Here is a 23,457-nt window from a genome sequence, read left to right as displayed (position 1 = left end):
CTATCCGAATGACCCGGTCTGGAAGCCGACGTCGCTGCCCGACGAACTTCCCGTCGAGCTACCGAATATGGGTCGTCTCGGAACCAGATCATGCATCAGGTTCACGGCTGCAGGGTCGATCATCGCCGCATTTCCACCGTTCGCCAGAATCGTGATCGACCAGCCGCTGTCGGGAACCAGCAGGGTGATGCAGTTGGATCCCGAGCTGTCTCCGTTTTTCTTGGCGAACCGTTGTGGGAAGTTCGGCGTCGGGGGTTGGAGCTGCCACGCCATTCCCATTCCGAATGCAGGATTCTCCGGAGCTTGCGTGTCGATCTGCTCGAGCATCGAGGTCAGGACTGGTTTGAGCGGGTTGTTTCCGTAGCCGAGAGTTGTTGCAGCCCAGATCGACATGTCCTCGGCGGTGCTGACCAGCCCACCCCCGCCTGCGATCGCACCCGTGTTGTTCCACAGAGGCGCTCGTGTGCCGTCGAGGTAGTACGGAACGGCAAGGTCGGTTGCTTTGGTCTCGATCACGGTACCCATCATCCCGAGCGGGTCGGTGATTTCGCGGGCGACTGCCGCCGCGAATGGTGGCTTCTCTTGTCCCGGAATGATTTTGTCGGCCATGAGTGTGCCGAGCAGTCCGAACCCGAAGTCCGAGTACAGCCAGTGGCTACCGGGGGCGAACTCCAAGGCGCCGGCGTCTTGGAGTCCTTTCCAGAGCATATTTCTGGTGTACTTCGCCTTCTCGTCCGTGCACGATCGTGTGGGATCGGCACACCCCGCCGAAAGATTGGGCGGGTCGTCGCTCAGGCCGGAACGGTGGGTGACCAGTTGGCGAAGCGTGATCTCCTCGCCGCCGATGCCTTTGGGCAGCGGGTTGCCATCCGAATACTTGCTCGCCAGGTCGTCCAGTCCGACTTCTCCCCGAGAGATCAGTTTCGCCAGTAGTGAAGCGGTGAAGGTCTTGGTCTCCGAGGCGATCTCGAATTGCGTTCGTGGAGTGACTCTCACGCCGTTTTCGACGTCGGCCTGGCCGTAGTGGTACGTAGTGGTGACACTCGCCTTGCGGTTCTTCTCATCCGGTTTGACGATAGCGAAGGCAAGGCCGGGAACGCCGCTGTTCAGCAGTGTCTCTGCGACGCGTTGCACCGCTTGGGCTTCAGCAGGATCGCCGACCCGCGAACCTGGATTGGGTGCCGTGGGGCCGGCGGCGCCGGCGGTCGAGGAGGTCGCGAGGGTTATGACCGCGGTTGCCGCCAGCCCTGCAACGCTGATGAACTGCCGTCGTGACGTCCGGGCGGACCCTCGATCCTGGTTATCCATTGTTTGCACATTACAACCAAAGTCGACTGGTTTGACTGTTTTGTCGGAATTGCCAAGGTGTGGTCCTTAGACGATGGTTTTGCTAAATCACGCCGCCGTTGACGTAGATGACCTGGCCATTGACCCAACGAGCTGGGCCGGCGAGAAACGCGACAGCCTCCGCGATGTCCGCCGGTGTGCCGAGGCGTTCCAGGGGAGCCAGCTTGGACAGGTTCTCCACTGTAGCTTCGTCTTTCCCGTCAAGGAACAGATCGGTGGCCGTGGGGCCTGGGGCTACGGCGTTGACCGTGATATCGCGTCCCCGTAGCTCTTTCGCGAGAACCAGAGTGATCGCGTCGACAGCACCTTTGGTGGCGGCGTACGCGGCATAAGTCGGAAATGCCAGCTTCTTCACGGAGGTGGAGAAATTGATGATCGCACCACCGCGCCGGACACGTCTGGCTGCCTGCTGGTCGACCACGAAGGTCCCTCGGACGTTGGTCCGATGCATCCGATCGAAATCGTCGAAGTTCAGTTCTGCGACGGTGGAGAGAATCATGATTCCGGCCGCATGGACGACGACGTCGATGCCCCCGAACTCCTCCTCGACCGTATCGAACAAGGCCGCGACTTCACCTTCGTCGGCGACGTCCGCATGCACCGCTATGGCGCGACCGCCCGCAGCGACGATGGCGTCAGCTGTTTCCTGGGCGCGTTGAATGTTTCCTGAATAGTGCACGGCGACAGCCATTCCGTCGGCGGCGAGCTTCTCGGCAGTCGCTCGCCCGATGCCGCCGGACGCTCCGGTGACGATGGCGACGCGGGTGGTGGTGTCAGTCATGATGTAACTCCTGAACTGGTTTCGGTTGCATCGGACAGCTTGCGAAGCCACTCTCGTAGTAGGCCGACTTCGTTGGCGGAGAGAGAAGTTGAATCTGCAGCGGCCAGTTGGGCGTCGAGAGTAGATGCAACTCTGTTGAGTGAGGTTTCCGGGTGGGCGCCGGATTCGTCGATGATGGACGCGAAGATTCCGTCGCGAACTCGCTGTGACAGCGTCGGATCGGGGTACTGTTCCGGCCTGACGACGAGCATCAGAGCGACGCCCGCATTCGCGGACATCACCATCTGCGTAGCCACGTCGACCGATACGGTCAGAACACCTGCCGCAGCGCATCGTTCGAGAACGGATCGAAGTAGCGCCTGGGCCTGCAGGGCGGTGTCGGCGCTCTGGGCGGAAGGTGAGTGCATCAAGCGGTAGTGAGCGGGATGCGCGAGCGCGAAGGCGGTGTGCGCATCCCAGCCGGCCCGCAGATCGGCGACGGGGTCATCGGAAGGTGTCGCAGCCCGTTTGCTTTCGAGGTATTCGAAGAAGCCCGCCTCGACGACGGCTGCGAGCAGTCCGTCCTTGTCGCCGAACTGACGGTAGAGCGCGGGGGCGCCGACGCCGGCCATCTCGCACACGGCGCGGGTGGATATGTCGCCGTTGGGGGAGGTGTTGAGCAGCTCGGTCGCCGCGGCCAGAATCTTTGCTCTCGAACCCATGGAAACAACGCTAACACAAATATGTAATCGTTGCTATCGCCGGTTTGGTCGTGCGAACGAACTACAGACACGGGCGCCAGAACTTGATCAGATGAGTGAGCCGGTCCGGCCACGGTTCTGTGTGGAGTGACAGCTAGAGCCGTTCTGTTCTCACACTCTGAACGAAGGAATCCTGGTGATCGACTCGGAAACTACTGTTGCGCAGAATAATTCGCATTCCGGTTATCTGGGGTGGATTCTGCGGGTCATCAGTGTCGTGGCGTGCGCTGCGGTTGCAACGGTCGTTGTCTCGCTGACGCTCGGGCCGCCATTCGCGCGGGCCTGGGCACAGTGGGTTGCTCGTCATCTAGGTGGGGACTTCGAGACGGGAGTCGTTGTCGGATTTGTGACTGGGCTTCTGGGCACCGCTGTGACTTTGTTTGCAGCGCTGATGAGTTCGTTGGCGTGGCGGCGACGCGGTGGCCCGGCATTGTCGCTTGGTGTCGGTGCCATTGCCATGCTTGCCGTTATTCCTGGCGCAGTGAATTTGAGTATCGCGGTCGGTGCAGCAGGATCCGGTGTGAGGGCGGCGGGGAGGATCCTCGACGTCGACGGGCCGGCGTTTCGTGGAGCCTGGATAGCCGGATCTGTGGCGGGGCTGTTGCTGTATATGGCCGCGGCGCTGCTGTTAGGGAGGAGCCTTCGTTCGACGTTCGGGTCTGTCAGGCAGGTGGCGGCACCGCTCCCTGGGGTGGTCGGCTACACCGCCGATGGCCAACCCGTTTTTGCACAAGTGGGCTTCACATCGGACGGGATTCCGGTACTCGCAGATCAACTTGCAGCGCGCTATCCAGCGCGACCAGCGGTCGGCACGAATGCCTTGGCCATCGTCGCACTTGTACTTGGAATCTTCGGTGGAGTTCTTGCTATTCCAGTGGGGCATGTGTCGTTGAACCAGATTCGCCGTTCCGGCGAAAGTGGGCGCGGATTGGCAGTGGCCGGACTCGTTCTCGGCTATCTGTCCCTGGTCGTCGTCGTAGGTTTCGTATTCGTGGCTGTGTCCGCGGCCTATCGATAATTTGGGTCGCGCGTCAGAGTTGGGTGGGCTGGAGTGGCTCGATGTCGGAGGTGCGAGGTCCGAACAGGCCCATAGCCCGGGTGCGAATGGACGGTAGTGCTTCGTGGATGCTCCCGCCGAGGCGGTGGAGAGAGTTGAACGAGCGTGATTCCCAAACCGGAAACTCTCCGTCGGTGTCGCGTGATGCTGTGTCCCACAGGAGGGCGTCACCGTTTTCGCTCCATCCGAAAACCTGCAGCGAGTCGGGGAGTGACCAATCGCCGTCGGGTTCGATCATCCAATCGAACTCGTCATCCTGTCCTTCTCTGTAGACCGAATGAAGATGGGCGGTGAGGTTGCGGGCGCGCCCTTGCCAGCCGTCGGCAAATCCGGGAAGGACGGGCGGATAGATGAGCCAGAGTCCGAAGGTCCGCGCCCAACCTGCGTGCCTGATGAATGCGCGATATGAATCGGGGAAGCCCTGCCGGTCGGGAAATCGATAGGAATCCATAAGGGCAAAATCGATATGCGCGAGCGTCGGTCGGCCGTCTACCGTCAGCGCGTTGGTTCCCTGTGCAAACACACGCTCAACGCTAGCAATAGGGGACACCGTGCCGCCCTTTCCGGCTATCGAAGCACGCCGGAATGGGTCACCGAGGCGTGTGCTCGGTGACCTCCGGGTTCAGAGTCGTGTGGTGGAGCGGCGGGGTTTCCGGTCGGGGTCGATGCCTGGTGGTGGGATGAACCAGGGCAGGTGATCGGTGCCCATTCGGATTTCCCATTTGCCGGTGAATCCGGGTTTTCGGTGCATCAGGGTGTGGTGGGTTCGGCAGAGTAGGACCAGGTTGTCCATGACGGTTGGTCCTCCTTTGGCCCAGTGTTTGATGTGGTGGGCGTCGGTCCAGGCGGGGACGCAGTCGCAGCCGGGGAAGGCGCATCCTTTGTCTCGGGCGATCAGTGCGGTGCGTTGTGCTGCGGTGACAAGCCTTTTGAGTGGGGTGACGTCGAGTGGGGCACCGTTTCCGTCGAGGAGGACGCTGGAGAGCATGCAGTCGCAGGCGATCATGCGGGTGCGGCCGACGCTCAGTGGTCCCATCCAGGGCATGTGGCCGACATCGAGATCTTGTTTGTCGAGATCGTGAAAGTCGAGATCGAGCATACCGGGATCGTCGTCCTCGGAGGGGACAGGTGTTGAGCCATCACCCGTTGTGGCGCATTCACGGTGGTAGGCCAGGTCTTTGGCGTTGATGTGCACGTTCAGGTGTGGGCGTTGGCCGCCGTCGATGCCGGTGGCAGCGTTGTCGAGGTAGCGCCGGATGAGTTCTGCCATGGCGTCTGCGTTGCGTGTGGCGGCGGGTCGTTTGTCGGGTGTGCCGTCTTCGGCGGGGGTGGGCATGGAGAGGTTGGAGAGGGCGGAGAGAAGCATTTCGCCGGTCACTCCGTCGAAATCGCCTCGGACGGCGACTCTTCCGTTGAGGGTGGGGGAGATGCGCAGTTCGTTGCGGTCGGTGTCTTCGCTTGGTGGTGGGTCGTCGGATTCGAACATGTGCTCGAGGACGCTGATGGCGTAGCGCAGTTTGACGGTGGTTGCTTCGGTTCCCGATGCTGCGGCGAGGAGTGTGTCGCGGCAGTACGGTAGTGCGGCGTCGGGCATTGCCTTGGGTGGGGATTCGCAGAACGCCACGATCAGTGCTGCGTGCTCGAAAGTGAGGTCACCGGCATCGAATTGGTCTTCGATCTCGGGAAACGACCGTAGCGCTTTGCCCAGGGCTGCGATTCTTCTGCCGGTGGAGATCTGCAGCATGGTGTGGTTCGCGAGCCATTGTCCGGTGCCGCGGTAGCAGAGTACTTGTTCGTCCGGGTTCAACGTCAGGGTGTCGACAGCGGCCACTCGAATGGCTTCCAGGCGAAGGATTTCCGCTGACGCGGTGATGGCGATCTCGCGGACGTCGCTGGGGTGAAGCCGCCACAATCGTCCGCGCACACCCACGGCGGAGTTGTTGACCACGTCGGTGACAGTATCTTCGTCGGTGATGTTGATCGTCATGAGAACCCCCCGTTCCACCTCCCATCATACTCGAACATACTTTCGAGTCAAGGGCTTTTTCGAGAAGGTGAGGTGGGCCCGGCCGTCGTGATTCTATTGTCCGAGAACAGGTTCCGTCGCTACTCGACTCGTTGGAGGAAGGGGCGAGGCCAGGCGCCGAGTGCGAGAACGGCGAGGATCGTCTGGACTAGTCCGGTGGTGAAGAAGATGCCCTGCAGTGGCGACCAGGCGAGAACGATGGCGATCTCGACGAAGATCCAGATCATCATGGTCAGGCCGGCGGCCGCGTGCAGGCCCCACGTCAGACGGAACCTGTTGTGCTGAGCGAAGAGCGCGGCGGCCTGGATGCCTCCGACGACAACGCCGAGGAGGATTCCGGGCCAGAAATATGAAGGGAAGACGGTTCCCTCGATCCACTCAGGAGGCAGGCCCATCCCGCCGCCGATCGTCAGGCCCGCCATTCCTACGAGCGCAGAGAGCAGGTTTAGCCACGCGATGGCGGACAGACCGATCCGGAGACCGCGTGGAGGGAGCGATGTGGACGTCATGCCTGACAACGATAGAGAGGGTCAGTCGAGCCCGTCCATGTTCCTGCGCGTTGCCGCGCTGGCAGCGTCGGCATCACCCGCGACGATGGCTTCCACTAGATCTCGGTGGGCAGCGGCTTCGTCGTCGATCGATTCGGGGTCCCGCGCCGCGACGTCGGTGATCACGTCGAGGGCCGAGTTGCGGAGCGTTTCGATGAATGAATCGAACACCATCGACAACACGCTGTTGTGCGCAGCATTCACCACGGCGCGATGTAGTTCCATGTCAGCGTCGACAAATTCTGTTGGTGTCGAAGCATTTTCACGGGCTTCGAGTGCTGCCTGTAACAGATCGACGTCGGCGGAAGTCCGGCGCATGGCAGCCAGGCGGCCCGCTTCCACTTCCAGAAGTCTGCGTACTTCGTAGACTTCGCGGCGGTCCGAGCGTTTGAGTTCTCTCTCGAGCTCTGTGACCGGTGTCGAGGACATGACGTAGGTGCCGGACCCTTGATGCGAGTAGAGCTGGCCCGACGCAATCAGTGCGCGAACGGCCTCTCTGCCGGTCGAACGCCCGACTCCGAGGAGTGTGCTCAGATCCTGCTCGTTCGGGATTTTGGTCCCGACAGGCCACTCGCCGTCGCCGATGAGGCGCGCAAGTTCGTCCGCGGCTTTCTGTACCAGCGACTGCTGCTTGATCTGGCGCACTGCCATGTGACTGCTCCTGACTGACTCGGTGAACCGCAATGGAGCGGCTCACCGAGTAATACTTCATGTCCTCCGATGAATCTTCAGACTACGGGGCCGTCTTTCGGTTTATCGAAGGGCGATGCTGTCCAGTTCGCGCTCCGTCTCGTCTTCCGGGTCGAGTCGTCGATCGCGCAAGGTGAATGCGATGACGGCGCCGACGAACAGCACTGCAGTTGTCGCCCCGATCGCCATGCGCGGTCCGAAGTGATCTGCCAGGTAGCCGAACAGCGGAGATGCGATGCCCCCCACGGACATCGCGAGTCCGAGCGTCACCCCACTTGCTGTGCCGGGGCGATTCGGTAGGTAGTCCTGCGCCAATGTCACCTGTGGCGCGAAGGGCAGGAACATAGCAAATCCGAGACAGACGATTCCCAATTCGGCAACTGCGACGTGCGGGGCGGCAGCGAGCAGTGCCAGTGAAGGTACCGCAAGCAGGTAGCCGAGTCGGATGGATGCGCGTCGACCACGACGGTCCGCGAGGACTCCTCCCAGTAGCGTTCCGGCCGCTCCTGCCAATGTGAAGGAGGACAACACGATTGCAGCGCTCGAGGACGATCCGTTCAGTGCGTTGAGCACGAACGGTGAGACCAACGACAGAGTGGTCACGTACGGAATTGACCAACAGACCGTTACCAGCACGAGTCGTGTGAACGAGCGCCAATCGTCTGACACGGGACCGTTCGCTGCCAGTTGCGCACTCAACGACTGGGCTGACTCGGCCGCACCCGTGTTGGCCGATCGCGACTGGGCGACCATCCACCAAATAGCCGCCACCACTGCAGGAACTGCGAGTAGATAGCCGCCGGACAAACCGAGTGAGCCAACCACGAGCGTGACAAACGGTGGCGCCAGCGAGGCGCCCAACGTACCGCCCACGGAGAACACGCTCATGGCTTTCTGTGAATGACCTCCAGCCGCGCGTGCCAAATTTGTGGCGGGAGGATGGTATGCGGCGATGCCGATGCCGGCCACGGCAATTGCCAGCCAAGTGACGATGTAGGTGGTGCTCATCGCTGCCACGACAATGCCTGCTGCGGCCGTCACAAAACCTGTGGGTACCAGCCAGTTTCGGCTCTTTCGATCGACCAGCATGCCGAATGCAGGTTGCACGACACTGGATAGTCCGGTCGCGGCGAGCGTGATTCCGGCGACCGCGGAATAGGAATATCCGCGTTCGAGCATCATGAACGGCAACAGCGCAGGCACAGCCCCCTGGTACAGATCGTTCACGACGTGTGTGCCGGTGAGAAATGCAACTTGCCCCTTCTTCATCTCCTTGGGCATCCCTTCGTTCAGGTCTTCAAGTCCTCAGGTCCTCTGAGGACTTGAAAGCTATCACGAACCCGCGGGCGCACGGTTGCGTTGGAGACCTGGATCTCATTCGAGACGACTGACTAACTCTCAGCAGTCGCGGCGTTGCGGGCGGCGAGTTGCGCGAAAGCGTGGGTAAGTTCTGGCGGGCCGACGACATCGATGTCGGTGTCGAATTGGTTGAAGGAGGCTGCCAGCGCCGTCCAAGACCATGATCCGGCTTCGAGACTGCACTGCTCGGGGCCAAGATCTTCGACGATGCCGTCCCCGACAAAGGGAAGAACATAACTGGCTGGTCGATGGAGAACGACCTTGCCGTGGCACGGCCAATTGTTGATATGTTCCGATCCTTTGAAGCGCGCGGACACGTATTCGCTGACGTCGCCGCCGGGGATTTCCTTCGGCGTGAACCGGGGACCGTTCGGGGTGCGTGGGGTGATGCGATCGGCGCGGAAGATTCGCCAGTCGTCTCGCGCGAGATCCCACGCGACGAGGTACCAGCGACGCTTGGAGGTCACCAGATGATGCGGCTCCACTCGGCGCGGGGGTGTTATTTCGCTGTTGTCGGTTGAGTGGTCGTTCGAGTAATCGAAGCGGAACACCTCGCGAGCGCGGACTGCAGCGGAAATCGCTACGAGCACCTCTGGGGACACGGAGTCTGCGTCGCCGGAACCGGCCGAAATCGTGGTGAACGTGAGCGCGTCGAGGCGATGGCGCAGACGCGACGGCATCACTTGCCGCACAGTGGTCAACGCTCGAACCGCATCCTCTTCGATACCGACGCCGGTCAGCGTCGCCGCCTGCAGCGCAACTGCCAGTGCGATGACCTGATCGTCGTCGAACAGCAGGGGTGGCAGCTCGCTGCCGGCGTCGAGTCGGTATCCGCCGTCCGGGCCCATGGTCGCCGCAATGCGGTAACCCATCTCCCTGAGCCGGTCGATGTCGCGGCGGACCGTGCGATGGCTGATGTCGAGCCGCTCGGCGAGTAGAGCGCCCGGCCAGTCGCGTCTCGTCTGCAAGAGGGACAGCAGATTCAAGAGTCGAGTGGTGGTCGCCATGCGGTGAGACTACGACGAGTCTAGGACGAAAACAGTCCTATACGGCTGTGAGAGTCGACGTTGTCAGGGAAAACCCGAGCGACGTTCGTACCAGGAGCAGACATGAGCATCAAGACAACGACCCACCTCAACTTCCGCGGAGACGCCCGCGCGGCTCTGGAGTTCTACCAGTCCGTCTTCGGTGGCCAGGTCACGATCGCAACCTACGGCGACTTCGGGATGCCCAAGGAGGTGCCCGGCGCTGAGAACGTCGTGTTCGGCCAGGTGGAGACAGAGGACGGCTTCTGTGTGATGGCATACGACATCCCTGGACAGTCGGGCGGCTCGGCCGGCAACGCAGGCTCGACACACCGCGAGAACGGCACCACGATCACCGACCAACCGTTCTTCGTCTCGGTTCGCGGTGAAACCCTCGAAGAGGTGCAGAACTACTGGGCCGAACTCTCTGCTGGTGCATCGATCATCGAGGGTCTTGCCGCCGCGGCGTGGAGCCCCGGTTTCGGCATGCTCACCGATGCGTTCGGGGTGACGTGGATCCTCGACGTCGCTGCCGGCGAAAACCCGGCCTGATCATTCAGACGACAAAGCCGCTGGCACCAAAAGGTGTCCAGCGGCTCCGGCGCGTCGGTGCCCGTCTTGCGCCTCTCGGCAAGTGGCCACTCGAAGTGGCAATTCTGGGGTGGTACCCGGGGCAAAGAACCGAACACCGACACCATCTCCAACGAACCTCCACACGGAGTTATTCCATGCTGACTTGTGCCGCGGTCAATCGTGGTCCTGCTCATCGCTCAGCTCCAGCAGAGCTGGCGACAACGGCTTCGATTCTCTGAGGTGCGCGTCGTAGCACCTCGGGGATTGCCTGGGTATGAGATTCCCTGGTCAGTAGGCGAAGCACGAGAACGGCTCAGGCCCTCATCTCGGTGTGAGATGGGGGCCTGAGGTGAGGATCTGAATCAGCCGGTGACACCGGTCAATTCGTTGGGGGCGTGATCGAGAGTGGTCTCGGTCAGGATGCTGCCGTCCTCGAGGTCGACTGCGATCAGCTTCTTCGACGCTGGGTCGGTGACGTAAGCGGTGTGATCTTCTACGAAGAGCGCGGGCCTGGGCTCTTGCCATTTGGTGGGCTCGGTCCATGCGTCTATGACGGCGATCTTCTTGGTGACGACGCCGGTGTTCGGGTCGATGACGTGGATGGCGCCGTCGGTGCCGAGCACCAGTGCCTCTCCGTGTGGTCCGCGGCCGAGTGAGCGGAAGGTGTAGCTGGTGCCGAGGTCGACGAGCTCAAGTTCGGACGTCGTCGTGTTGGTCAGCGAGACCCGTTGCGGACGTTCGAGTTCGGCGTCCTTGTCGGTCTTGTAATCACCCAGCACGATGTCCGACTCCTCCGAGCCTGCCTGATTTCCGATGCGGCCGTATGCATCCGGACTCTGGACCTTGGTGATCGCTCCGTTCTTGTACACGAGCAACCCGTCCTGGCAGCCCAGCACGATGGCTTCGCCGGCAGCGACTGCTTCGCCGTGGACACCGGGGCACTGTTCGTTGCGCAGGATTTCCTTGCGGTCGGCATCGAGGATGGCAATGCCGTTGCGGGACTCCGAATTTCCGATGGTCGTCAACAGGCTGCCGTCGGCAAGTGCGACCGCAACGCCGTGATGGGGTTCTGGCGTGGTGTACGTCTCGACGCGGGGTTGGCGTTTTGCCAGTTGCGCCGGATCGAAGATCTCGACGAGTCCCGAGCCGTCGTTGAAGAGAACGGTTTTTCCGGCATGGCGTACGACGTGTCCGGGTTCGTTGGCTGCGAACTCGACCTCGGACATCGCGGGATCGGCTGTGTAGTAGTGGGAATGGTCGCCGTGGGCTGAGGACCACGTGCCGGTGTCGAGCACCTTGAACGCCTCACCCGACGAGATCATGACGTGGCGACCGTCGCCGGCCGGGTTGAGTCGCGTGAAGCCGTCGATCTTGGTCTCGCCGACCACGTCGAGCGAAGTTGCATCCAGCACCAGGACGCCACCGTCGTAGGAGACTGCGAGACGCGGTGTTGCCGAGGCTTGTTCGGTGGGTGCGGACGCGGTTGTCGTGGTGGTCTCCGACGGGGCCGAGTCCTTGTTGTCGGACGAGCAGCCCGTGACGAGGGCGAGTGAGAGGCCAACTGATGTGGCAAGGGTGAGGCGCCGCGACATGCGGGTGTTGAGGTGCATGGCTATAGATCTACTGCTTAATGTAAATGATTGTCAAAGTCGAGTATGCGAATGTTCGCATGTCGGGCGTGGGCACCGCGCTCGAGCATTCGCGAGCCGATGACCCCGAACACGAGTTCCCAGAAAGGGCGTTCCGATATTGAGCGGTTGAGAACATGCCTGCGATTCTTTTGCCGCGTACGGAATCAGCCGCGTCGAACGCCTCGACATTGGATCATGGCCGTCGGCGTCAGTCATGACCCAGGATTCCAGGGCTGGCAGCAGGCCTGGGCATAGTGTGTATTTCCGCCCAGGTCGGCCGGTGTTCGAGTATGTGGGTCCTGATGTCGGACTGATACCGAGGACTCCGAATTCGGTGTTGATCAGGAATCCGGAACGCTCAGTATCAATCCGAAGGTCTCCGTCAGTGAGTGCATGGTCGAAGGGCATTCCATGCGCCACAGCGTTGTTGGCTGCCGCGCACGCGTAGTAGCCGAAGGGTTGCGCCCGAAGGATGACGCGTACGCGACGTAGCGACGGCTTCAAGGACCATGTCTTTGGCCCACTGATCCAACTCGAGCAAATTGGCGCCGACGGCGCTTCCGCTTTTAGTTCCAGTGCAGGTTAGGCGGCGTGGTCTTCATGCACCGGTGGGCCCGTGCCTCGCGACGGGGAAGCCGGTTTGGTGGCTTGAATTTGAGGTTCGTCTACTGCTCTCGGGCCGTCGCTCGTTCCGAGTTCAGGTGAGGTGGCGGCTGGGAGGCGTCAGCGTGGCTTCGACGCCCCATCAGGTAAAAGGCGATAGTGGCCGGCGTGATGGTTGCGAGCGCAACGTAGGACATGGCACTGACTGGAGACGGTGCGGGGAAGAAGATTCCGTTGAGATAGATCCATGAGGTTGCGACGGCACCGGCGATCAGTGCTGCGATTGTCACGGCGGTGGCTGCGCGCTCGCGGAAGAGGAGCATCACGGCGCCTATGCTGATGACGACGTATGGGCTCACCCAGAAATAGACGACCAGAGTTGACACTGCGTTATAGATGGAAGGAAGTGGGCCCGTGACGCCGATCACCAAAGTGCAAATGCCGAAGAGGCCACCGAGAATGATCAGCAGGATTGCGGAAACAGGGCTGTGAAATCGGGAGTGTATGCGTGTGAACCTTTGTGGTAGAAGCTTTTCGGCTGACAGAGTGGCGACGAAGCGGGATCCGTAGTTGACGAATCCGATCAGTGCGGCGAAGGTCGCTACGGCGACAACGAGGTCCGTCATTTGTCCCATTGCGGTCGGTAAGCCCGCATTCTCGGCCAGGGCGGCGGGGGATGATGTGCCGGAAAGGATTTGGTCGGACGTCTCCGTGATTCCTGGTGCCTGTAGGAAGGTTGCGATCACGTACAAGGTTCCAAGCACGATGGGGACACTCATCACGGCGGCCGGCACATTCTTCTTCGGGTCGCGGGTCTCCGCGGCCAGGGCCGCGCTCCCCTCGAAACCGACCAGGAACGCAGTTCCGGATGCGATGCCGGCCACGATCCCGCTGACGGACGCGCCCTGAAGAGTCAGTTGTTCCTGCAGATGTAGACCAGTGTGAATCGCGCTCGCCCCGGTAATGGCCAGCAAGAGTGGAAGACAAATCGCGGTGAGTAGGACCGCGATTACGATCGAAACATCTAGGCCGCGACAGGTGATCGCCGCGACAATTGCTGCGGAGGCGAGGTAGATCGCGATTTGTGCAGGGCGATCGAGGCCGCCGTCGATGCCGATAGATTGCAGGAAGCTACCGCTGTACGCGCCGATGACCAGCAAAATGCTTGCGACCATCGCCAGATACCCGAGGAACAACGAGGCTGCGATCAGTGACTGTGCCCATCGCCCGAATACTTCGCCGGCGTAGGAGTAGAGCGATCCGGAGGCGACATACCGGCTAGCGAAGACGGTTACTGCTCTGCCGACGCAGATGACTGTCAGCGCTGCGAGCAGAGCAGCTACCCAACCACCGAGTCCTGCGTTGAGGACCAGCAGCATTGGAAACGACGCCATGCCGACGGCAGGGATCATTGACGAGATGGCCAGCGAGGTCAGTTGAAGGCGGCTGAGATGGCCGGATTCAAGGTTGATGGACTCCGTATCAGTTTGTGCTACAGCATTATTCGACGAGTGATTCATATGTGCGTCCTTGAATTTGTGCACTGTCGAGTGCGGGCAGGGGCTATATGCCGGGATCGGCCGCGATCGCGCGTGTGAGGATCGGGATAGCCCTCAGGAGATGGTGATGTCAGTCACATGACTGAGTCGATCGACTGAGATTAGCTTCGCCCTTGCTGTTCGTCAATGAGTTCCGGGAAATTCCTTGAATGCAGCTGCGGGATTCGGATGATGACGGGCACGACTGCGGCCCGGCGCTGTCGATTGCAACGCCGGGTGGGAAACGGGAAAACTCTAGTGGGGCGGGTGGATCGAATCGATGATGCCGACGATTGCGGACGAGATGGCGTCGAGTTCGGGTGCGCTCACTCCGGTCGCGCCAGTTGCGAGATTTTGCATGTAGATTCCGTCGATTGCGCCGATCGTGTAGCGGGCGAGCAGTGTGGCGTCGCTGCCGGCGATGTCGGTTGCGTGCCGAAGCTCATCGGCGAAGGCGGATATGTACGTCGTGTAGCTGGCTCTGGCGAGTTCGGCCTTGTCCGGATTGCGCAGCGCCCACAGCAGCAGCTCGTATTGGGCGATCGGGACGTCCCGATCGGCGTGGAGAAGATCTTGGAAGCGTTCGAGCAATGAACGGATGATCTCTTGACGTGTCCAGCCAGTTGTCGGTACCAGGCGTGATCCCACTGTGGTGGCACGAAACATGTCGTCCACGGCGGTATAGATCTCTCCTTTGCCGTCGAAACTGTAGTGCAACGCAGCGAGGTTGACTCCGGCTTCGTCGGCGATGCGGCGGGTGGTCGCCGCGGCCAGTCCGTCGCGAATGATGACTCGGGCGGCGGCCTTGACGATCGCAGTCCGCCGCTCGGATGCTGTCAGATACGCCATTCGCTTTACCGTTCACCTTCTCGTTGTCGTGGGACTCCAGGGGTCGAGCGTATCGATGTCACTCAGCGTGCGTGACACCCTGGTCGATCCTTTATCCGCCCGGTGCGTTCCGGGTGCGTCGTTGCCGCTCTTCGGGATCTCTTGCAGTTTGCCTATTGACGCTAGCTCCGATCCGCCATAATCTCAGTCACATGAGTTAGTCATGTGACTGACTTCATTGCTCGACTATAGCGCTTGGCAGATCACACCAGGGCGAGAGCTGCGACATCGCACAAAACCGCGTCTCTCTGACGCGCAACCAAATCGCTTGCCCCATGCCCCGAAACTGGAGGGACCACCCCATGACCGACATCCGAGAGCGGGTGGATACAGATCCACCGCGACCCGATGAATCCCATACCCGGTGTGCGCCCGACGTCGCCGTCACGATGGAGTTCGACCCACCCCCGTTGGTACGAGCTGTCGTGACCCGCCTGCGCGTTGCTCTCGATTCCGACTCAGGCAGGAAAGCTCTCGAGGCAATGCCCCCCGAGGTCGACCTGCAGTCGACCAGTGATCCGCAAAGCGCGCGATTGACTCGAACAGCAACCGGCGTGCACGTCAGTAGCCCCGAGGGGTCGACAGTTCCTGTTGTCGGAATCAGCGTCGACGAACTGGCGATATCCGAGGACGAGCCCCTGGCGGGCACTGCGAATGTTGCCGCGTTAACCCCTCTTATCGAACCAGAGCCACCGACGCTGGACATCGCAGCGTGTGAATTCTGGGAGAAAGCTTCGGGCCTGCCTGGAATGCCCGGATTGTCATTGGCTGCTCTCGACACGGGCGCAGCCGTGCACGTGGGGCCGACAACGGATGCGTATGAAATTCACGGGCTCGAGATGGATCTACGTCGACTGCTAGCGGGTTTCGAGTTGTTCGTCTATTCCCTGCGCGCAGGGAAGTTCTACATCAAAGGCACGAACCGACAATTGTCGGTCGTCGCGGGAGCATCAATGAAGGCGGTCCTCCATGTTTGACACGACGAACCTCGGTGAATGGATCGGCAACAATTCCGTTCGCACGATTCGCGCACAAACCGTGACGTTGGATGGTGCCTTGGTCGGAAAACATCTGTCACCCAAAAAGTTTGAGTCCGGAGCGCAATCGGGCTGGGGATTCGCTGATATCGCCCTCGCAGTCGATCTCGGGAACACCGCTCAGCTCGGATTCGATTTCGGTGATTGGCGCGGTGAGATGCACGACGTCTTCCTTCGTCCCGATCTTACGACTCTGTCAACCGACGCATCACTACCAGGTCTCGCCACGGTGATGTGTGATCTGGTCGATCAACACGGGGCACCGCTTCCGGTGTGTTCGCGATCCACGCTCGCACGTGTGGTCAAAGAGCTTGCCGAGCTTGGATTTACAGGTAAGGCGGCCGTGGAGATCGAGGCCACGGTGTTCGAAGAGTCGATCGAGCAGGCCCGCGAACAGCGTTTCACGAACCTGCATCCACTCGGCGGTACCCAGGGCGCGATCTACCTGTTGAGCAGATCACGGGACTACACGACGCTCATGGACGCAATAGCTGACCGCATCGAACGGGCCGGAATCCCTTGGGAAGGCTGGGCAGACGAGTCCGCGCACGGCCAAATCGAAGTAAATCTCCCACCGACCGACATTCTCACCGCAGCGGACTGGTACGTACGAACGAAGCAGATCATGCGGGAAGTCGCCTACGAGCACGGTCGCACCATCACCTTCATGGCTCGGTGGTCGCCGGACCAGTTCGGGCAGGGCGCTCACATCAACCTTTCGCTTCAACAGGACGGACGGAACGCCTTCTTCGATGAAGTTGAGCCCTCGCGCCCGTCGGAGACGATGCGGAACTTCATCGGTGGCGTCCTCGACACAATGGCGGCGGCCAGTTCTTTCCAGTATCCGACCGTGAACTCATACCGCAGAATCGCAGAATTCGACGGACCTCCCACCACCGTCACGTGGGGTGTTGACAACAAGAGTGCGGCCGTTCGAGCCGTCTGCACGACCGAGAAGCTCTCTCGTGTCGAGTATCGCGTCCCGTCGGCGGACGTGAACATCTATCTGTCGATGGCATCGTTCCTTGCCGGCGGTCTGATCGGTCTGCGCGATCACAGCGATCCTGGCCTCGAATGCACCGTCATGGCCTGGGGATTGCCGCCGGGAACCCCGAAGTTGCCAGCCAGCCTCTCTCGAGCGATCGCGGAATTGAGTGGCGATGTAAACCTGACGGAGGTTTTGGGGCGAGAGCTGGTGGAGTACTGGATCGGCACGCGCCGGTGGGAATGGTTGCAGTTCTTCACCACTGGGGGAGACCCGGCCGCAGGAGTCTCCGACTGGGAGCTCGAACGCTACTTCGAGCACGTCTGACAACGAGGACAGGTCTGAAGATGAAAGCAGCAATACTGAACGCTGCCCCTGGTCGGCTCGAGTTCGAAGAACTCGACATCGACGTGGCCGGACCTCGAGAAGTTCGCATACGTACAGCAGCCGTCGGGCTGTGTCATACCGATCTGCACTACGTGGACGCGCTCTGGCGAACAGAACTTCCGGAGGTGCTCGGTCACGAGGCATCGGGCATCGTCGAATCGGTTGGGTCAGACGTCACGGCTGTAGCGCCTGGCGACCACGTCGTGACGTGCATGACAGCTTTTTGTGGCCGATGCCGATACTGCATTGCAGGTCGACTCACCCTCTGCTCCAATCATTCCCGCCTCCGCTCGCGGCCCCAGCCGGCGTTGACGACCAAGGCCGGGCGCGCAGTGGGACGAATGGGTGGCATCGGTGGATTCGCCGAACAGATGCTCGTGCACGAGAACAGCGTCGTCCGCGTCGACGATTCGGTACCTCTCGATCGCGCGAGTTTGCTCGGGTGCGCCACCATCACTGGCGTCGGGGCGGTCTGGCACAGTGCTCGCATCGAACCAGGGTCGTCGGTTGCCGTCATCGGTTGTGGAGGCGTGGGGCTTTCGGTAATTCAGGGCGCCCGGCTAGCCGGCGCGGCCCGGATCATCGCGATCGATGTGGACCAGCGAAGTATCGATCAGGCTCTTCGAGTCGGGGCGACTGCGTCAGTGAACGCGGCTGAGATCGAACCAGTCGACGCCGTACGCGCGTTGTGTCCGGGTGGGGTGGACTACTCATTCGAGGCGATCGGCCGCAGAGTCACTGTCGAGCAGGCATTCTCGATGCTCGCTCCCGGCGGAGTGGCCACGGTCCTCGGCATGGTTCCTGATGACGAGCCGCTGCGGATCACAGCGTCGGAATTGTTTTTCCAGGAGAAGCGATTGCAAGGCTCCCTCCTCGGGTCGAACCAATTCCCGACCGATATTCCGCGATTGGCCGAGCTGTACGTCCAGGGCCGACTCGAACTCGACGAGATGATCTCGTTGCGAGTCCCCTTCGGCGAGATCAACACAGGAATCGCAGCGCTTCGTGAAGGAGGGGTGAATCGTGTCGTCGTCGAATTCGCCTGAGCGTGCGCGTCGCCCATTGATCGGAGTGACCGGTCGGCGCTCGAGCGCGGAACGCCTGGCCGTCGAACCTCGGTACCGCCATCTCGAGTTCGACATGCACTACTCCGATTTTCCCACCCGGCTGTCGTCCGAAGGCGCCCTGGTCGTCCAAATTCCCTATGAGGCAAGCGGAATCGACCTGATTGAGCGGCTCGACGGAATAGTCATCTCTGGTGGGCAGGATGTTCACCCCGAAACACTGGGTATCGACGCCGCGCCCACCGACCCGGACAGTGACCCGCGTCGAGATGCGTATGAGATCGAATTAATATCGGGTGCAGTAGAACTCGGTACTCCACTGCTGGGTGTCTGTCGCGGGATGCAGATGCTGAATGTGGCATTGGGAGGCACGCTCGTGCCTGATCTTCCGACCATAGACATCAACCACAAGTCACCAGGACTGGGCATAGCCGAGGAGACCCACCCCGTACGGATCGCCACTGATTCGACGGTGTTCGAGATATACGGCGCACACGTAGAGGTCAACTCCTTGCACCACCAAGCAGTGGACCGGCTCGGCCCGGGCCTCACTCCCAGCGGGTGGGCTCCGGACGGTGTCGTCGAAGCGGTGGAGATGCGCGGGAGACCGATCGTCGGCGTCCAATGGCATCCGGAATGGCGCCGGAAGGACCCCGTCTTCGCATGGTTGGTCCAGGTCGCTCTCGCGCGAAAGGAAGTGCTCGATGGAGTTGCATGAATACTCGGACATGGACGCCACGGATCTGAAATGTCGACTCGACCGGAAAGAAGTAACCCCTGCTGAAGTGCGCGAAGCCGCACTAGCTGCAATCTCCCACGTCGACACGCACCTCGGTGCCACCGTCGGTCCTCCACTCGACCCACCACCGACGTATTCCACATCCGGTCCTTTCAGCGGAGTTCCGTTCGCGCTCAAAGATCTCCTGTGCACTGCGGCGGGGATAGCGAACGAGAACGGTAGCGCAGCAACCGCAGGCTATATCGCCACACGTGACTCCGATCTGATGGCTAGGTGGCGCGCTGCCGGACTGTCCGTGACCTGTCGCACTGCCACACCAGAATTCGGATTCAGCGCAACGACGGAATCGGCAGTGAACGGTCCTACCCGCAACCCCTGGAACCCACAGCGGGTCGCCGGTGGATCCAGCGGTGGCTCCGCGGCGCTCGTTGCCGCCGGGGCCTTGCCGTGGGCGCACGCCAACGACGCCGGCGGATCCATAAGAATCCCTGCCGCACTGTGCGGGGTGGTGGGACTCAAACCGACCCGCGGGCTCGTTCCACCCGGCCCGGATTCGGATGAACCGCTCTTCGGCCTCACGACTGAGTTCGCGGTCACCCGGACAGTTCGCGACGCCGCCGCGTTGATGGACGTAGTGCACGGCAGCGCACCGGGGGACCGGTACTTTCAGCCGCGTCGAAGCCCCGGCCACTACAGCCGAGCAGTCGGCCGGCGACCGAAAGGCCTCCGGATCGCTGTGTCGACCGAATCACCTGGCAGTCGTCACGCTGCGGACCCCGCCGTGACAGCCGAGGTGATGCGCATCGCGCGCTTGCTCGAACAGTTCGGCGGCCACGTCGAGAATGCGGCACCAGATGTTGACCCCGAACTGTTTCGGGATCTCAATCTCACTTTCTGGTCTGCGTCGATCGCAGAGTCCATGCGCGCACTGACCGGAGTACGCGCCATCGAGGACATGTACTCCTCGCTGGAGAGCTCGACTGCCGCCATGGTTCGTCACGGATTCACCGTGGAATGGGCGGACATCGCCCGCGCCCGCCGCTACCAGAATCACCTGACCCGTGGCACGGCGAGCTTCTTCGAATTCTTCGACCTCACTCTCACGCCCACCACACCGACGACCGCCTGGCACGTCGGCGAACTCGACTCCAACCGGCGGGGTATCACCGCCGGCGAGTGGGTGGACACCTTGGCGAAGTACTCGCCCTTTACTGCCATCTACAACGTCACGGGCCAACCGGCTATCTCCATCCCCACAGGAATGTGTGACGGACTGCCGATCGGAGTGCAGCTCGCCGCAGCTCCCGGCCGTGACGATCTGTTGCTTGCCGTGGCCGCGCAACTCGAGGAAGCCGTCCCATGGGCAGGCCGCGTCCCACCGATTCATGCCGGCAAGCCGCTCCTCCCAGAAACGGAAAAAATGCCGACCCTCTACTCGGAAACGGAACGCACATGAACACCCGCGAGGAATGGACACGATTCGCGACGTCAATCGAAGCACCATCGGCTATGTGGCTGAACGGTCAATGGTTCAACGGTGACGGGAGTGAGCGCCACTATGTCTTGTCCCCGCATAACGACACCGTCGTAACCAGCGTCCCGCTGGCCACTCACGCCGACGTCGACAGAGCCGTCGAAGGTGCTCGCGCGGCGTTTCTCGATGGCCGGTGGGCGAGGATCAGTGCGCACGAGCGTGGTGCGGTACTGCAGCGGTGGGCAGAGCTCGTCTACGAGCACCGCGACGAACTCGCTGCGCTCATCACACTCGAGATGGGTAAGCCGATCCAGGTGGCACGTGATATCGAGCTGCGCGCCGTCGAGAACACCTTCCGCTGGTATGGAGAACTGGCTGACAAACTCTACGACGAGTCGCCACGCGGCCTGATCGATGCGGTCGCGTTGGTGAGCCGTGAGCCGGTGGGGGTGGTCGCGGCGATCACCCCATGGAACTTCCCACTCACTCTCAGTAGTTGGAAGATCGCCCCTGCGTTGCTTGCAGGCAACAGCATGGTCATCAAGCCCGCTACACAGTCACCGTTGTCCTTGCTTCGCTTGGCTCAGCTGGGTTCGGCTGCAGGACTTCCCGACGGCGTGCTGCAAGTTGTCACAGGTAGCGGTGGACAGGCCGGAGCTGCCCTTGCTCGCCACAACGGCGTCGACTGTCTCACCTTCACCGGATCACCGGATGTCGGCAAACAGCTGCTGATCTACGCGGGTGAGTCGAATGCGAAACCCGTTCATCTCGAACTCGGCGGCAAGAGCCCACAGTTGGTATTCGCCGATGCTCCGGACCTCGCCGTTGCAGCGCGCACCGTGGCGTGGGCAATTACCTTCAACGCCGGACAGATGTGCACTGCAGGTGCTCGCTTGTTGGTCGAGGAAACGATCGCGGATCAATTCGTCGCCGAGGTGGTTTCGGAAATCAAGCGCTGCACTGTCGGTGACCCTTTCGATCCCGATACCCACATCGGGCCCGTCGCGAGTCGGGCGCATCGCGCGGACGTCCTCGAACACGCGAGAACTGCTCACACAGAAGGCGCAACGCTCGCCCACGGTTCGCTGCAGGAACGAGCAGGTTCGGGGGCGTACCTGGATCCGATCGTGTTCACCGATGTTCAGGCCGAGCACCGCCTGTTCATCGAAGAAGTTTTCGGACCGATCCTCGCAGTCACCCGTTTCACTGATGACGCTGACGCCGTCAGGTTGGCTAACGCCACACCGTTCGGTCTCGGAGCGGGGGTGTGGACGTCGAATCTCACACGAGCCCACCGGCTCACGCGCGAAATCGACGCAGGTCTTGTCTGGGTGAACTGCTACGAGGAAGGGGATCTCTCCGTCCCCTTCGGCGGTCGCAAACTCTCAGGCCACAGTGTGGACAAGAGCATCCATGCACTCGACAAATTCACGTCGACGAAGTCGACGTGGATCCATCTCTGAACAAAGGCACAGCACATGTCATCACGGGTCAACGACGGCCACATCGCGATCATCGGAACCGGGTTTTCCGGGCTGTGCATGGCGATCGAACTGAAGAAGAAGGGCATCGACGACTTCGTCCTGTACGAACGCGCCGACGATGTCGGCGGAACCTGGCGCGACAACACATACCCAGGGGCAGCCTGCGATGTGCCCAGCGTGTTGTATTCCTACTCCTTCGCTCAGAACCCGAACTGGACCCGTATCTTCCCGCCATGGTCGGAACTGCTCGACTATCTCAGATCTGTTGCTGCGCAGTATGATTTGCTGCCGCACATTCGCTTCGGTGTCGAGGTCTCCGAAATGCGGTTCGACGAGGACCGGCTCCGGTGGAACATCCAGTTCGCATCCGGCGAATCAGTGACGGCGGCCGTTGTCGTCAACGGCTCAGGGGGCTTGAGTAATCCGTACATCCCGCAGCTACCCGGACTGGAATCATTCGAGGGTGCCGCATTCCACTCCGCCAAGTGGCGACATGACCTCGACATGTCGGGAAGGCGTGTCGCGGTGATAGGTTCCGGCGCCAGTGCGATCCAGTTCGTCCCCGAAATCGCCCCGCACACCGAGACCCTGCATGTGTTTCAGCGATCACCCAACTGGGTCATGCCACGTGGTGATGCCGCGCTGTCGCCCGCCACCCGCGAAAGATTCTCACGGCGTCCTTATCGTCAACGGTGGCTGCGATGGCGGACCTACTGGGCATTCGAAAAGCTCGCCAGCGCCTTCCTCGGAAATCGCAAACTCGTCGAACAGTACCGATCCCAGGCGCTCGCCAATCTTCAACAGCAAGTGCCGGATTCGGACTTGAGGCAGAAGGTCACCCCAGATTACGATCCCGGCTGTAAACGTCGCTTGATATCCGACGACTGGTACCCCGCGCTGCAACGGGAAAATGTGCACTTGAACACCTCGGGGGTTTCCGAGATCCGCCCGCATTCGATCATTGACTCAGAGGGAGCGGAACACGAAGTCGACACCCTGATCTTCGCGACCGGATTCCAGGCAACCAGCTTCCTGGCACCGATGAAAGTATTCGGCCGCGAAGGAGTCGAACTCTCCGACAGTTGGCGCGAGGGCGCCGCAACAAAGCTCGGGCTTGCATCCGCCGCGTTCCCGAACCTGTGGTTCCTCAACGGCCCGAATACCGGTCTCGGTCACAACTCGATCATCTTCATGATCGAAGCACAAGCCAGATACATCGCTTCGGCAGTGCAGTACATGCGCCGAAAAAGTATCTCTGCCCTCGAACTCGATCGCACCGTCCAGACAGGCAGCTACGCCGCCACCCAAGAACGCATGCGCCGAACTGTATGGGCATCGGGTGGCTGCGACAGCTGGTATCAATCCGCTGACGGTCGAATCGACACCCTGTGGCCGGCCAGCACAATCGAATACTGGTTGCGCACCAGGCTATTCCGCAAGTCCGACTTCCGTGCACTGACGACAGGCAAAGGATGAACAAC

21 protein-coding genes are annotated in these 23,457 nt (G+C 61.3%); 9 read left to right on the top strand and 12 right to left on the bottom strand.

Annotation, left to right across the window (positions count from 1 at the left end):
- The 3 genes from EHW12_RS26990 to EHW12_RS26980 form a co-directional block, all read right to left on the bottom strand.
- Positions 1–1,308: a serine hydrolase domain-containing protein gene (locus tag EHW12_RS26990; protein WP_007730888.1), complete on the bottom strand. Its 1,308-nt coding sequence runs from the start codon at positions 1,306–1,308 to the stop codon at positions 1–3.
- 82 nt (positions 1,309–1,390) lie between these two features.
- Positions 1,391–2,128 (bottom strand): SDR family oxidoreductase, encoded by a 738-nt coding sequence (locus tag EHW12_RS26985; protein WP_081558526.1) that lies wholly within the window; start codon positions 2,126–2,128, stop codon positions 1,391–1,393.
- Positions 2,125–2,829: a TetR/AcrR family transcriptional regulator gene (locus EHW12_RS26980; RefSeq protein WP_007730890.1), complete on the bottom strand. Its 705-nt coding sequence runs from the start codon at positions 2,827–2,829 to the stop codon at positions 2,125–2,127. The genes EHW12_RS26985 and EHW12_RS26980 overlap by 4 nt, the downstream gene beginning before the upstream one ends.
- Before the next feature lie 175 nt (positions 2,830–3,004).
- Between EHW12_RS26980 and EHW12_RS26975 the strand changes: the two genes are divergently transcribed.
- The gene (locus EHW12_RS26975) at positions 3,005–3,886 is read left to right on the top strand and encodes a DUF4190 domain-containing protein (protein WP_007730891.1); all 882 of its coding nucleotides are present in this window, start codon (positions 3,005–3,007) and stop codon (positions 3,884–3,886) included.
- 13 nt (positions 3,887–3,899) lie between these two features.
- Here EHW12_RS26975 and EHW12_RS26970 read toward each other — a convergent pair whose 3' ends face one another.
- The 6 genes from EHW12_RS26970 to EHW12_RS26945 form a co-directional block, all read right to left on the bottom strand.
- Complete coding sequence (locus EHW12_RS26970; protein WP_228401412.1) at positions 3,900–4,448, bottom strand: SMI1/KNR4 family protein; 549 nt, start codon at positions 4,446–4,448, stop codon at positions 3,900–3,902.
- Between the two features lie 99 nt (positions 4,449–4,547).
- Positions 4,548–5,912 carry an HNH endonuclease signature motif containing protein gene (locus EHW12_RS26965; RefSeq protein ID WP_125052181.1) on the bottom strand — a complete coding sequence of 455 codons (1,365 nt, stop codon included), beginning with the start codon at positions 5,910–5,912 and terminating at the stop codon, positions 4,548–4,550.
- Positions 5,913–6,031: 119 nt separating this feature from the next.
- On the bottom strand, positions 6,032–6,460 hold the full coding sequence (locus EHW12_RS26960; RefSeq protein WP_225320164.1) for a hypothetical protein: 429 nt from the start codon (positions 6,458–6,460) through the stop codon (positions 6,032–6,034).
- A gap of 21 nt (positions 6,461–6,481) precedes the next feature.
- A complete protein-coding gene (locus EHW12_RS26955; protein WP_003939850.1) occupies positions 6,482–7,150 on the bottom strand; it encodes an FCD domain-containing protein in 669 nt (222 codons plus the stop codon).
- Positions 7,151–7,252: 102 nt separating this feature from the next.
- Positions 7,253–8,458: an MFS transporter gene (locus tag EHW12_RS26950; protein WP_051720855.1), complete on the bottom strand. Its 1,206-nt coding sequence runs from the start codon at positions 8,456–8,458 to the stop codon at positions 7,253–7,255.
- Positions 8,459–8,580: 122 nt separating this feature from the next.
- Positions 8,581–9,555 (bottom strand): WYL domain-containing protein, encoded by a 975-nt coding sequence (locus EHW12_RS26945; protein ID WP_070162549.1) that lies wholly within the window; start codon positions 9,553–9,555, stop codon positions 8,581–8,583.
- Positions 9,556–9,657: 102 nt separating this feature from the next.
- Between EHW12_RS26945 and EHW12_RS26940 the strand changes: the two genes are divergently transcribed.
- Positions 9,658–10,125, top strand: a complete 468-nt coding sequence (locus tag EHW12_RS26940; RefSeq protein WP_030536456.1) for a VOC family protein — start codon at positions 9,658–9,660, stop codon at positions 10,123–10,125.
- Between the two features lie 383 nt (positions 10,126–10,508).
- Here EHW12_RS26940 and aztD read toward each other — a convergent pair whose 3' ends face one another.
- The 3 genes from aztD to EHW12_RS26925 all read right to left on the bottom strand — a co-directional run bounded on the left by aztD (position 10,509) and on the right by EHW12_RS26925 (position 14,767).
- The gene (gene aztD / locus EHW12_RS26935; RefSeq protein WP_125052179.1) at positions 10,509–11,756 is read right to left on the bottom strand and encodes a zinc metallochaperone AztD; all 1,248 of its coding nucleotides are present in this window, start codon (positions 11,754–11,756) and stop codon (positions 10,509–10,511) included.
- Positions 11,757–12,442: 686 nt separating this feature from the next.
- The gene (locus EHW12_RS26930) at positions 12,443–13,900 is read right to left on the bottom strand and encodes an APC family permease (protein ID WP_037126447.1); all 1,458 of its coding nucleotides are present in this window, start codon (positions 13,898–13,900) and stop codon (positions 12,443–12,445) included.
- Positions 13,901–14,173: 273 nt separating this feature from the next.
- The gene (locus EHW12_RS26925) at positions 14,174–14,767 is read right to left on the bottom strand and encodes a TetR family transcriptional regulator (RefSeq protein ID WP_019745642.1); all 594 of its coding nucleotides are present in this window, start codon (positions 14,765–14,767) and stop codon (positions 14,174–14,176) included.
- Between the two features lie 341 nt (positions 14,768–15,108).
- Between EHW12_RS26925 and EHW12_RS26920 the strand changes: the two genes are divergently transcribed.
- From EHW12_RS26920 to EHW12_RS26890, 7 genes are read left to right on the top strand one after another with little or no spacing between them, the layout of a single operon-like run.
- Positions 15,109–15,783 carry a hypothetical protein gene (locus tag EHW12_RS26920; RefSeq protein ID WP_019745641.1) on the top strand — a complete coding sequence of 225 codons (675 nt, stop codon included), beginning with the start codon at positions 15,109–15,111 and terminating at the stop codon, positions 15,781–15,783.
- Positions 15,776–17,155: a glutamine synthetase family protein gene (locus EHW12_RS26915; RefSeq protein ID WP_030536459.1), complete on the top strand. Its 1,380-nt coding sequence runs from the start codon at positions 15,776–15,778 to the stop codon at positions 17,153–17,155. Before EHW12_RS26920 ends, EHW12_RS26915 begins: the two co-directional genes overlap by 8 nt.
- A gap of 20 nt (positions 17,156–17,175) precedes the next feature.
- Positions 17,176–18,261, top strand: a complete 1,086-nt coding sequence (locus EHW12_RS26910; protein ID WP_019745639.1) for a Zn-dependent alcohol dehydrogenase — start codon at positions 17,176–17,178, stop codon at positions 18,259–18,261.
- Entirely contained in the window at positions 18,239–18,997 is a 759-nt protein-coding gene (locus EHW12_RS26905; RefSeq protein ID WP_029256441.1) for a gamma-glutamyl-gamma-aminobutyrate hydrolase family protein, read from the top strand. Before EHW12_RS26910 ends, EHW12_RS26905 begins: the two co-directional genes overlap by 23 nt.
- Positions 18,984–20,474 (top strand): amidase family protein, encoded by a 1,491-nt coding sequence (locus EHW12_RS26900; RefSeq protein ID WP_064688363.1) that lies wholly within the window; start codon positions 18,984–18,986, stop codon positions 20,472–20,474. Before EHW12_RS26905 ends, EHW12_RS26900 begins: the two co-directional genes overlap by 14 nt.
- Complete coding sequence (locus EHW12_RS26895; RefSeq protein WP_030536461.1) at positions 20,471–21,955, top strand: aldehyde dehydrogenase family protein; 1,485 nt, start codon at positions 20,471–20,473, stop codon at positions 21,953–21,955. The genes EHW12_RS26900 and EHW12_RS26895 overlap by 4 nt, the downstream gene beginning before the upstream one ends.
- 15 nt (positions 21,956–21,970) lie before the next feature.
- Positions 21,971–23,452 carry an NAD(P)/FAD-dependent oxidoreductase gene (locus tag EHW12_RS26890; RefSeq protein WP_029256439.1) on the top strand — a complete coding sequence of 494 codons (1,482 nt, stop codon included), beginning with the start codon at positions 21,971–21,973 and terminating at the stop codon, positions 23,450–23,452.
- Positions 23,453–23,457: the final 5 nt, after the last annotated feature.

This window comes from Rhodococcus sp. NJ-530, from assembly GCF_003860625.1.
Lineage (GTDB): Bacteria > Actinomycetota > Actinomycetes > Mycobacteriales > Mycobacteriaceae > Rhodococcus_F > Rhodococcus_F qingshengii.
The sequence above is the reverse complement of the archived record's forward strand: the minus strand, read 5'-3'. Positions and strand labels throughout refer to the sequence as shown.

Excerpts from the sequence above, each read along its gene's own strand:
- EHW12_RS26990 (WP_007730888.1), bottom strand. The coding sequence starts at position 1,308 with ATGGATAACCAGGATCGAGGGTCCGCCCGGACGTCACGACGGCAGTTC.
- EHW12_RS26985 (WP_081558526.1), bottom strand. The coding sequence starts at position 2,128 with ATGACTGACACCACCACCCGCGTCGCCATCGTCACCGGAGCGTCCGGC.
- EHW12_RS26980 (WP_007730890.1), bottom strand. The coding sequence starts at position 2,829 with ATGGGTTCGAGAGCAAAGATTCTGGCCGCGGCGACCGAGCTGCTCAAC.
- EHW12_RS26965 (WP_125052181.1), bottom strand. The coding sequence starts at position 5,912 with ATGACGATCAACATCACCGACGAAGATACTGTCACCGACGTGGTCAAC.
- EHW12_RS26960 (WP_225320164.1), bottom strand. The coding sequence starts at position 6,460 with ATGACGTCCACATCGCTCCCTCCACGCGGTCTCCGGATCGGTCTGTCC.
- EHW12_RS26955 (WP_003939850.1), bottom strand. The coding sequence starts at position 7,150 with ATGGCAGTGCGCCAGATCAAGCAGCAGTCGCTGGTACAGAAAGCCGCG.
- EHW12_RS26950 (WP_051720855.1), bottom strand. The coding sequence starts at position 8,458 with ATGAAGAAGGGGCAAGTTGCATTTCTCACCGGCACACACGTCGTGAAC.
- EHW12_RS26945 (WP_070162549.1), bottom strand. The coding sequence starts at position 9,555 with ATGGCGACCACCACTCGACTCTTGAATCTGCTGTCCCTCTTGCAGACG.
- EHW12_RS26940 (WP_030536456.1), top strand. The coding sequence starts at position 9,658 with ATGAGCATCAAGACAACGACCCACCTCAACTTCCGCGGAGACGCCCGC.
- aztD (WP_125052179.1), bottom strand. The coding sequence starts at position 11,756 with ATGCACCTCAACACCCGCATGTCGCGGCGCCTCACCCTTGCCACATCA.
- EHW12_RS26930 (WP_037126447.1), bottom strand. The coding sequence starts at position 13,900 with ATGAATCACTCGTCGAATAATGCTGTAGCACAAACTGATACGGAGTCC.
- EHW12_RS26925 (WP_019745642.1), bottom strand. The coding sequence starts at position 14,767 with ATGGCGTATCTGACAGCATCCGAGCGGCGGACTGCGATCGTCAAGGCC.
- EHW12_RS26920 (WP_019745641.1), top strand. The coding sequence starts at position 15,109 with ATGACCGACATCCGAGAGCGGGTGGATACAGATCCACCGCGACCCGAT.
- EHW12_RS26915 (WP_030536459.1), top strand. The coding sequence starts at position 15,776 with ATGTTTGACACGACGAACCTCGGTGAATGGATCGGCAACAATTCCGTT.
- EHW12_RS26910 (WP_019745639.1), top strand. The coding sequence starts at position 17,176 with ATGAAAGCAGCAATACTGAACGCTGCCCCTGGTCGGCTCGAGTTCGAA.
- EHW12_RS26900 (WP_064688363.1), top strand. The coding sequence starts at position 18,984 with ATGGAGTTGCATGAATACTCGGACATGGACGCCACGGATCTGAAATGT.
- EHW12_RS26895 (WP_030536461.1), top strand. The coding sequence starts at position 20,471 with ATGAACACCCGCGAGGAATGGACACGATTCGCGACGTCAATCGAAGCA.
- EHW12_RS26890 (WP_029256439.1), top strand. The coding sequence starts at position 21,971 with ATGTCATCACGGGTCAACGACGGCCACATCGCGATCATCGGAACCGGG.